Genomic DNA, 9,563 nt, shown 5'->3' on the forward strand with positions numbered 1-9,563 from the left:
CCGTTCCCGTCATGCCGATGCCTTTCCGCTGCCGCCGCCGTGCGGGCCCGCCTGGTGCGGGATGCGTGCCTGTTCCGTCTCCGGCTGCGCTTCTTCCTGTGCGGCAGCCGTCGCCGCGCGCTCGTCGACGACCTGGCGCACAGCGTCGAGCACGCCTCGGTAGCCGGAGCAGCGGCAGAGGTTGCCGCAGATGGCCTGGCGGGTCTCCAACTCGCTCGGGGCGTGGTTGCCCTCGAGCAGGTCGTGCATGGTCATGGCCATTCCGGGCACGCAGAAGCCGCACTGCACGGCCCCGCACTCGGCGAGCGCCCGCTGGACGTCGGAGGGCCGGCCGTCGACCGCGAGGCCCTCGACCGTGCGCACCTCGGCGCCCGCGGCGGTCGCGGCGGGGACGAGGCAGGAGGCGACGAGCCGCCCGTCCACCTGGACGGAACAGGCACCGCACTCCCCCTGCGAGCAGCCGTCCTTGGCCCCGGCGAGGCCGAGGCGCTCGCGCAGGACGTAGAGCAGCGACTCCCCGATCCAGGCGTCGGTCACGGGGCGGTCGGTGCCGTTGACCCGGAGGACGTACGAGGCGCAGGGGTGCTCGGTGTGCGGGTCTGCGATGTCCGCTGCGTGCGGGGGCTCGGGCTCAGTCTCGGTCCCGGTCTCGGCGAGGTCGTCGGCAGGCGGCGCGTCGTCGTCCGGGGACTCCTCCTGCGCGGCGGCCACGGGCTCCGCGGGGGGCGTCCACGCGCCGGTCTGATGATCGCTCGTATCGGTGACCCCGGTGTCGTTCTGCGAGGAACCACCGGAGGGCGAAGTGGAATCGGCGTCGGACGGCCCGGAAGTCGCCCCGGCGAGGCCGCTGAGGGCGTACTCCCCGGACTCGTCCGCCGGTTCCCCGGACACAACCGGAATCGACCACTGGCCGGTCGGACCGGCCACAAGGGCGTCATCGCCGTCGCCGGGCAGAGACACCGCGACGGGCTGCTGCCATGCGTGCACGCTGCCGCCGTGCGGGGTCCACTGCGCGGGGGCGTGCGAGTCGCTGTGACCGTGGAGGTCGGCACCCTGCGGATCCGTACCGCCGCTCAGCACGTACGTGCCGGACGCGTCCGCGCCGGGGGCGTGCTGAGCGGACGCCTGGGGGTCGGCGGAGAGGTGCGGGTCGCCGTGACCGTGAGGGCCGGCGCCGGGCGCGGCCGCGGCGGTGTCCTGCGGGGCGGACTGGCCCTGCGGAGCGATGCCTTGCGCGGCGGTGTCCTGCGGAGCGATGCCCTGCGGAGCGGGCTGCCCGTGCGAGGCGACGGCTTCAGTGGCGGTGAGCTGCGGGGCGGGCCGGCCATGCAGGTCGGCGTTCGGCACAGCGGCGGACTGCGCACCCGGCTGACCGTGCGGGTCGATGCTCTGCGCGGCGGCGGACTGCTGGGCGGAATGAGCGTGCGGGTCGACGCCCTGTGCACCCGCGGACTGTGCACCCAGTTGACCGTGCAAGTCGGCGCCCTGCGCGACTGCGACTCGCGCACCCGGCTGACCGTCCAGGTCAAGGCCCTGCACACCGGCGACGTGCTGGACGGACTGCCCCTGCGGGTCGGCGCCCTGCGCGCCCTCGCCTCGCGACTCCGGCTGTCCGTGCGGATCCGCACCCGGCACACCCGTGCCTTGCGCGACCGAGTGAGCGTGCGGGCCGGTGCCCTGCGCGCCCACAGCCTGTGCGGCCGAGCGGCCGAGCGGGTCGGTGCCCGGCACATCCGCGGCCTGCACGCCCGAGGGACCATGCAGGTCGACACCTTGCGCACCCACAACCTGCGCACCCGGCTGACCCTGCGCACCCACAGCCTGCGTGCCCGCGTGAGCGTGCTGGTCCGCCCCGGGCGCGCCCGTGTCCCGTGCGGGTGCCGGATGCGGAGGCGCGTACGCGGAGTCGTGGGGGCCGGGTGCGGTGGGCGGTTGGGGGACCGCGTACGCGGCCACCGGGTCGTGCGGGTCCGTGTGTTGCGCGGGGCGGCCGTGCAGGACGTATTCGCCCGACTCGTCCACCGGGTCGTCACCGGCGGCCGGGACGGTCCAATGGCCCTGGGCCGTACGGTCGGCGGGGTGGGCGGCCTGCGCCTCCTGGGGTTCCGGCCGAGGTTCCGCCGGGGCGTCGGACGGCGCCGCGAACGGCATCGCCCACTCCGCGGTGGCGTGCGGGTCCGCGCCGCGGCCGTGGGTGCCGCCGTCGGCCGGAGCGTTCGGCTGCGGGGGCTCGTACGGCGCGTGGGCGCCCCACTGTCCCGACCACTGGCCCTGCGCGGGCGCGTGGGGCTGCTGCCAGGACTCGCCCGTCGGCGGGGTGTAGCCGCCGGCGCCGGTGGCGGCCAGGGGGTCCCAGGTGCCGGTGCCGGACAGCGCCGCGCCCGGGTGGGCGAGGAGCTCGGGCGGCAGTTGCAGGAAGGTGGTGCCCTCCGCGTCGTACTCCGCGCCCCGCGGGATCGGCTGCCAGCCGACCGGACCGGCTTGGGCGTGTGGCTGCTGTTCGTCACTCACGCGAGTGCCCTCCCCAGAGCTCGGCGGGCCAGAGTCGCCACCGTACGACGCAGGTGCAGCGCGGCGGGCGGCAGGGTGCCCGGGTCGGCGCCGTCGGGTCCGGGCGCGGGGTCGGGGATGCAGGCCGCGGCCACGTAGTCGCCGAAGGCGGCGCAGGCTTCGGGGGCGAGCGTGCGCTCGCCGTCCCAGTCGATGAGCGAGGCGACCCAGCGCTCGGCGTCGAGCGGGCGCAGCGGCATGGGCGCGACGGCGCCGACCGCGCACCGCACGTTGCGCCGGGCGGGGTCGAGGACGACGGCCACGGACGCGACGGCGCGGCCCGGGCCCGTGCGCCCGGTGGCCTTGAGGAAGGTCTGCGGGGCGTGCAGCAGCGGCACGCGGACGTAGCCGATGAGCTCGCCCGGACGGAGCATGTCGAAGCCGGTCAGCAGATGCCCTATCGGGATCTCCCGCCGCCCGCCGCCGGGGCCCGCGATGACGAGGTTGGCCTCCAGGGCGGCGAGCACGGGCAGCGCGTCACCGGTCGGGGCGGCCGAGGCGATGTTGCCGCCGAGGGTCCCGGCGTTGCGGATCTGGGGCGGGCCGGCGGCGCGGGCGGCGGTCGCGAGCGCGGGGATCAGGGCGGCGAAGTCGGGCCGCCCCATCCGGGCGTGGGTGAGTCCGGCGCCGAGCAGGGCGTGGCCGTCCTGGTACTGCCAGCCGCGGATCTCGTTGATGCGGCCCAGGCCGACGAGTCCGGCGGGCCGCAGCAGCCCGGAGTTGACGGCCGCCATCAGATCGGTACCGCCCGCGACGGGCACGGCGGCGGGCATGGCGGTCAGCGCCGCCACGGCCTCGTCGAGCGAGCCCGGCAACGTCACCGTGTGCGCCGCCTGCGGTGCGTGCGTGGTCAACCCAGCTGCCCCTTCCCCGGTGATCCCGACTGTTGCCGCCTGATACCGCCTGATCCCGCCGTACGGTACGTGCTGTCGGCCCGGACGTGGCAACTCTGGCACATCTTCCGCGTCCGCCGTCGCGAGGGTCCGCGAACCGCCGGTCCGTCCTCGGCCCGGCGAATGGTCCGGTATTCCGTTCTGTCGCCGCTGTGTGCGGATTGCCATTGTTCGGGGGCCCTTGTACGGCTTGCGGCGTGTGTGGAAGGACCACCGTGCCAGGGACCCGCCGTGGGGGCGGGGAGCTTGGCCGCGGCTCACACGATCGGGGGCGCGCCCTCGATCGGGCGTCCGATGATGCCGGGCCGGCGCTGCCAGGGGCGGGGCCCGGAGGGTGGCCGGTAGTCGACCCCGAGGGCGTCGAGGCGGGCGTAATGGGCAGTCATCCGGCGTTCGAAGCCCGCGTGGTCGCGCTCCGCGGGGGCGGGCAGCCGTGACCACGCGACCTCGGCGAACGCCGCGAGGCGGGGGAACACCTGGTAGTCGACGCGCTGCTGGGTCTCCGTCACCTCGGTCCAGATGTTGGCCTGGGTGCCGATGACCCGCGCGGCCTCGGCGGGGGTGAGCTCCGGGGGAACGGGTTCGAAGCGGAAGACGTCCTCCAGGGTGCGGACGTACCCGATCGGTACGGGCTCCTCGGTACCGCCGGCCTGCCGGTGGTCGAGGTAGACCTGTTGCTCGGGGCACATGATGACGTCGTGTCCGGCCCGCGCGGCGGCGATGCCGCCCGCGTAGCCGCGCCAGGACGAGACGGTGGCGCCCTCCGCCAGACCGCCCTCCAGGATCTCGTCCCAGCCGACGAGCCGTCGGCCGCGCGCGGCGAGCCAGCGGTCGAAGTGGCGGATGAACCAGCTCTGGAGCCCGTCCTCGTCGCCGAGCCCCTCCGCCGCGATGCGCGCCTGCGCGGTGGGCGAGGCGCGCCACTGGTCCTTGGGGCACTCGTCGCCGCCGAGGTGGACGTACGGCGAGGGGAAGAGCTCGAGGACCTCGGTGAGCACCTGCTCGTAGAAGGCGAGGGTGTTGTCAGTGGGGGCCAGTACGTTGGGATTGACGCCCCAGGTGTCCCAGACCTCAAGGGAGGCGGTGTCGATGACATCGGTGTTGCCCAGCTCGGGGTACGCGGCGATGGCGGCCTGCGAATGCCCCGGGATGTCCACCTCCGGCACGACGGTGATGTGCCGCTCCGCGGCGTACGCGACGATCTCGCGAATATCGGCCTGCGTGTAGTAACCGCCGTGCGGGCGCTCGTCCCAGAGGGGCGAGTCCCGGTGCCCCAGCTTGGTGCGCGCCCGCCAGGCCCCCACCTCGGTGAGCCGGGGGAACGCCGCGATCTCCAGCCGCCAGCCCTGGTCGTCCGTCAGGTGCAGATGGAGGACGTTGAGTTTGTGGGCGGCGAGCAGGTCGATGTAGCGCAGCACGCCGTCCTTCGGCATGAAGTGCCGCGCGACGTCGAGCAGCATGCCGCGCCAGCGGAAGCGGGGGGCGTCCTCGATGACGACGGCGGGCAGCTCCCAGGTGCGCCGCTCCGTGACCGGCGCCCGCCGGAAGGCGTCCGGGCCGAGGAGCTGACGGAGGGTCTGCGCACCCCAGAAGAGGCCCGCCTCGCTCGCGCCCTCGATGCTGACGGTGTGCTCGTCGACGGTGAGGCGGTAGGACTCGGGGCCGTGCTCCTCGGCGAGGCCGGGGCGGACGCGCAGTCGTATGCGGTTGCCGTCGGTGCCCGGCCCCAGGGGGAGGCGGGTGGCCTGGCCGACGGTGGTGCGCAGCCAGTGTGCGACCCGGTCCGTGCCGGGGGGCGCGTCCAGGGCCGTGTGCTCGTCGAGGACGTGGGGGGCGGCCGTGCCGTTGCCGCCGACGCTGCGGGGGGCGGGGATCAGATCCGTGTCGTCGCTCATGCACGGGATCTTTCCCCCACCCGGCCCCTTCCCGCACCGGGTCCCGCGCCGGAACGGCCCGAAATCACAGAACGGCCCCCGGGCGCGGCGTGCGCGGCCGAGGGCCGGGTGTCGGTCCGGGGGGTGGTGGCTACTTCTTGTCGCCGCCCTTGCCGCCCTTGTCCTTGTCTCCTCCGGCGCCCATGCCTTCGAAGATCTCCTTGCACATCGGGCAGACCGGGTACTTCTTCGGGTCCCGCCCGGGGACCCAGACCTTGCCGCAGAGGGCGACGACCGGGGATCCGGAGAGCGCGCTCTCCATGATCTTGTCCTTCTGGACGTAATGGGCGTAGCGCTCGTGGTCGCCGTCGCCGTGCGACACCTGCGGCGTCGGCTCTACGAGGGTGCCGGTCCCTGCCCCGCGCTCGGGCTCAAGAGTGCTCATGGATCCCAAGGGTACTGGGGGCCGGCGCGGTCGGGGCTCCGCCCCGGACCCGTGCCCTTGTCCGTTGCCGCCTGCGGCGGAGCGCCCTGCGGCCCGCGCATCAGTTGAGGCTCGGATCGTCCGGGTACGTGGCCACCATCGCCAGTTCGTTGCGCTGGCGGCGCAGGACCGCGCGCCAGAGGTGGGTGGGGTCGGGGGACGAGACGTCGCCGGGCTCGGACTCCACCACGTACCACGCGCCCTCGACCAGCTCGTCCTCCAGCTGGCCGGGGCCCCAGCCCGCGTACCCCGCGAAGATCCGCAGGGAGCCCAGGGCCGCCGCGAGGAGCTCCGGCGGGGCCTCCAGGTCGACCAGGCCGATCGCGCCGTGCACCCGGCGCCAGCCGAGCGGGCCGTCGCCGTGCGGGGCGGTGGCACCCCGGGCGCCCTTCTCGTGGCCCTCCCCCGGCACCACGCCCACGCCGAGCGCCGAGTCCAGCGAGACCGGGCCGCCCTGGAAGACGACGCCCGGTTCCCCCGTGAGCGCGGCCCAGGACTCCAGGATGTCGCCGACGCCGACGGGCGTCGGACGGTTGAGGATCACACCGAGGGACCCCTCCTCGTCGTGGTCGAGCAACAGCACCACCGCGCGGTCGAAATTCGGGTCAGCGAGCGCCGGTGTCGCGACAAGCAGTCGTCCTGTGAGCGAGGACACCTCGGACATGGGCACATGATCCCGCATTTCGGGCCGGGGCGGGGGCCGGACGCCGACTCCGGTGCGAAAGCGGCCGCTTCCCAGATAACCGGTAGCGACCATTCCATTAACGCAGCGTGTTGTTGCCAATCCATGACATGCCCCGACCCCCCTTACACATACAGGAGGGCCCTCCGATCGCATTACCCTTTCTTCTTGCCCCCTGCCCAACTCCAGGAACGCGAGATCCATGACCGGCCCTGACGATGTACTGCTTGTCCACGGCGGCACCCCTCTCGAGGGCGAGATCCGTGTCCGCGGCGCGAAGAACCTCGTGCCGAAGGCCATGGTCGCCGCGCTGCTCGGCAGCGGCCCCAGCCGGCTGCGCAATGTCCCCGACATCCGCGACGTGCGGGTGGTCCGCGGCCTGCTCCAGCTGCACGGCGTCACCGTGCGCCCCGGTGACGAGCCCGGCGAGCTGATCCTGGACCCCTCCCACGTGGAGAGCGCCAACGTCGCCGACATCGACGCGCACGCCGGCTCCTCGCGCATCCCGATCCTCTTCTGCGGCCCGCTGCTGCACCGGCTGGGCCACGCGTTCATCCCGGGCCTGGGCGGCTGCGACATCGGCGGACGGCCGATCGACTTCCACTTCGAGGTGCTCCGCCAGTTCGGCGCGACCATCGAGAAGCGCGAGGGCGGCCAGTACCTGGAGGCCCCGCAGCGGCTGCGCGGCTGCAAGATCCGCCTGCCGTACCCCTCGGTCGGCTCGACCGAGCAGGTGCTGCTGACCGCCGTCCTGGCGGAGGGCGTCACCGAGCTGTCCAACGCGGCCGTGGAGCCGGAGATCGAGGACCTCATCTGCGTACTGCAGAAGATGGGCGCGATCATCTCCATGGACACCGACCGGACCATCCGGATCACCGGTGTGGACTCGCTCGGCGGCTACAACCACCGCGCCCTGCCGGACCGCCTGGAGGCGGCCTCCTGGGCGTCCGCGGCGCTGGCCACCGAGGGCAACATCTACGTCCGCGGCGCGCAGCAGCGGTCGATGATGACCTTCCTCAACACCTACCGCAAGGTCGGTGGCGCCTTCGAGGTCGACGACGAGGGCATCCGCTTCTGGCACCCGGGCGGCTCGCTCAACGCGATCGCGCTGGAGACCGACGTGCACCCCGGCTTCCAGACGGACTGGCAGCAGCCGCTGGTCGTGGCGCTGACCCAGGCGTCCGGGCTGTCGATCGTCCACGAGACGGTCTACGAGTCCCGGCTGGGCTTCACGTCCGCGCTCAACCAGATGGGTGCGCACATCCAGCTCTACCGCGAGTGCCTCGGCGGCTCCGCGTGCCGCTTCGGCCAGCGCAACTTCCTGCACTCGGCGGTCGTCTCCGGCCCCACCAAGCTGCAGGGCGCCGACCTGGTCATCCCCGACCTGCGCGGCGGCTTCTCGTACCTGATCGCGGCGCTGGCGGCGCAGGGCACGTCCCGCGTCCACGGCATCGACCTGATCAACCGCGGCTACGAGAACTTCATGGACAAGCTGCGCAGCCTGGGCGCGAACGTGGAGCTCCCCGGCGGCACGGGAGCCTGACGGCCCCGACCCCGGCCGGGCCGACGCTCCGGCTGGGGGTCCGGGGGTCACCCCCCGGGAAGACACAGCATGGACAAGCTGCGCAGCCTGGGCGCGAACGTCGAGCTGCCCGGCGGCACGGGAGCCTGATGCGCCGACAGGCGTGAAGTACCCGTTCGGCCCTGACGGGCCGTAAGCGCCTGTATGGGCCACCGAGGCCCGTACAGGCGCTTTTGCGCGTCTGAGGGGCCCTGGAGGGCCGTGGAGACGCCAAAAGGGCGGCCACCCCCAGGGGTGGCCGCCCTTCGCGCTGGGGTCTTACTTGCCCTTGGCGGCTTCCTTGAGCTTGGAGCCCGCGGAGACCTTCACGCTGTAACCGGCAGCGATCTGGATCGGCTCACCCGTCTGCGGGTTACGAGCAGTGCGAGCGGCACGGTGGGTGCGCTCGAAGGTCAGGAAGCCGGGGATGGTGACCTTCTCGTCGCCCTTGGCGACGACCTCACCGACGGTCTCGGCGAGCGCGGCCAGGACGGCGTCGGCGTCCTTGCGGGTCACCTCGGCGCGGTCGGCCAGCGCGGCCACCAGCTCACTGCGGTTCATGTTGTACTCCCGTGTTCTTCTTGCCAATGAGGCGTGAGATCGAAGCCGATGCTGCCAGGGCCCTCGGACAGTCCCCGGACCCGGGTCTGTTGCCAGACCCTCGCGCCCGGTTACGCATCCTGCCCCCACCAGTGGCGGGAAAGCCAATCCGGCACCCTGGAGAGTCACACGGAAAGCGGCACAGCCTCGGATACAGCCGCATTTCTGCGGCCTGATTTCTGCCCGACACCTTATGGGCAGGTCGCGGGCCCGAAGGCCCGCGACGCGCCGTCGTCAGACGGTCGTGGTGCCCGTCACAGCCGCGGCGGCGGCCTTCGCGGCCTCGCGGACGGCACCGGCGACGGCACCGGCGACCTTGTCGTTGAAGACGCTGGGGATGATGTAGTTCGCGTTGAGTTCGTCCTCGGCAACCACGTTGGCGAGGGCGCCGGCGGCGGCGAGCATCATTTCGGTGTTGACGGTGCGTGACTGTGCGTCGAGCAGGCCGCGGAAGACGCCGGGGAAGACCAGGACGTTGTTGATCTGGTTGGGGAAGTCCGAGCGGCCGGTGGCGACCACGGCCGCGGTCTGGCGGGCGATGGCCGGGTCGACCTCGGGGTCGGGGTTGGCGAGCGCGAAGACGATCGCCCCGTCGGCCATTCCGGCGACATCGTCGCCGGTCAGGACGTTGGGGGCGGAGACGCCGATGAAGACGTCGGCCCCGGCCACGGCCTCCTTGAGGGTGCCCGTGATGCCGTCCGGGTTGGTGTTGTCGGCGATCCAGCGCAGCGCGGATTCGGGGCTCGCGGCGACGAGGTCCTCGCGGCCGGCGTGGACGACGCCGTGGATGTCGGCGACGACCGCGTGCTTGACGCCGGCGGCGGTCAGGAGCTTGAGGATGGCGGTGCCGGCCGCGCCCGCGCCGGACATGACGACGCGTACGTCGCCGATGGACTTGCCGACCACGCGCAGGGCGTTG

Annotated in this window: 8 protein-coding genes; 1 reads left to right on the top strand and 7 read right to left on the bottom strand. The window is 73.2% G+C overall.

Annotated features, from left to right (window positions below):
- Positions 1-9: 9 nt before the first annotated feature.
- From ABD269_RS02055 to ABD269_RS02075, 5 genes are all read right to left on the bottom strand, one after another.
- Positions 10-2,511, bottom strand: a complete 2,502-nt coding sequence (locus tag ABD269_RS02055) for a 2Fe-2S iron-sulfur cluster-binding protein (RefSeq protein ID WP_344115369.1) — start codon at positions 2,509-2,511, stop codon at positions 10-12.
- Positions 2,508-3,404, bottom strand: a complete 897-nt coding sequence (locus ABD269_RS02060) for an FAD binding domain-containing protein (RefSeq protein ID WP_301887141.1) — start codon at positions 3,402-3,404, stop codon at positions 2,508-2,510. Before ABD269_RS02060 ends, ABD269_RS02055 begins: the two co-directional genes overlap by 4 nt.
- Positions 3,405-3,700: 296 nt before the next feature.
- Positions 3,701-5,338, bottom strand: coding sequence for a beta-N-acetylhexosaminidase (locus ABD269_RS02065; protein ID WP_344115372.1), 1,638 nt, complete (start codon positions 5,336-5,338; stop codon positions 3,701-3,703).
- 130 nt (positions 5,339-5,468) lie between these two features.
- On the bottom strand, positions 5,469-5,762 hold the full coding sequence (locus ABD269_RS02070) for a DUF3039 domain-containing protein (RefSeq protein WP_116212048.1): 294 nt from the start codon (positions 5,760-5,762) through the stop codon (positions 5,469-5,471).
- Positions 5,763-5,862: 100 nt separating this feature from the next.
- Positions 5,863-6,465, bottom strand: a complete 603-nt coding sequence (locus ABD269_RS02075; protein ID WP_301887138.1) for a YqgE/AlgH family protein — start codon at positions 6,463-6,465, stop codon at positions 5,863-5,865.
- Between the two features lie 220 nt (positions 6,466-6,685).
- Between ABD269_RS02075 and murA the strand changes: the two genes are divergently transcribed.
- The gene (murA, locus tag ABD269_RS02080; protein WP_344115375.1) at positions 6,686-8,026 is read left to right on the top strand and encodes a UDP-N-acetylglucosamine 1-carboxyvinyltransferase; all 1,341 of its coding nucleotides are present in this window, start codon (positions 6,686-6,688) and stop codon (positions 8,024-8,026) included.
- 297 nt (positions 8,027-8,323) lie between these two features.
- Here murA and ABD269_RS02085 read toward each other — a convergent pair whose 3' ends face one another.
- Together ABD269_RS02085 and ABD269_RS02090 are read right to left on the bottom strand one after the other, a co-directional pair.
- Entirely contained in the window at positions 8,324-8,605 is a 282-nt protein-coding gene (locus ABD269_RS02085; protein ID WP_004951951.1) for an HU family DNA-binding protein, read from the bottom strand.
- Positions 8,606-8,878: 273 nt separating this feature from the next.
- On the bottom strand, positions 8,879-9,563 hold a 685-nt coding region (locus tag ABD269_RS02090; protein WP_344115378.1), incomplete at its 5' end, for a malic enzyme-like NAD(P)-binding protein.

Origin of the sequence: Streptomyces blastmyceticus, assembly GCF_039521185.1 — a bacterium.
Lineage (GTDB): Bacteria > Actinomycetota > Actinomycetes > Streptomycetales > Streptomycetaceae > Streptomyces > Streptomyces blastmyceticus.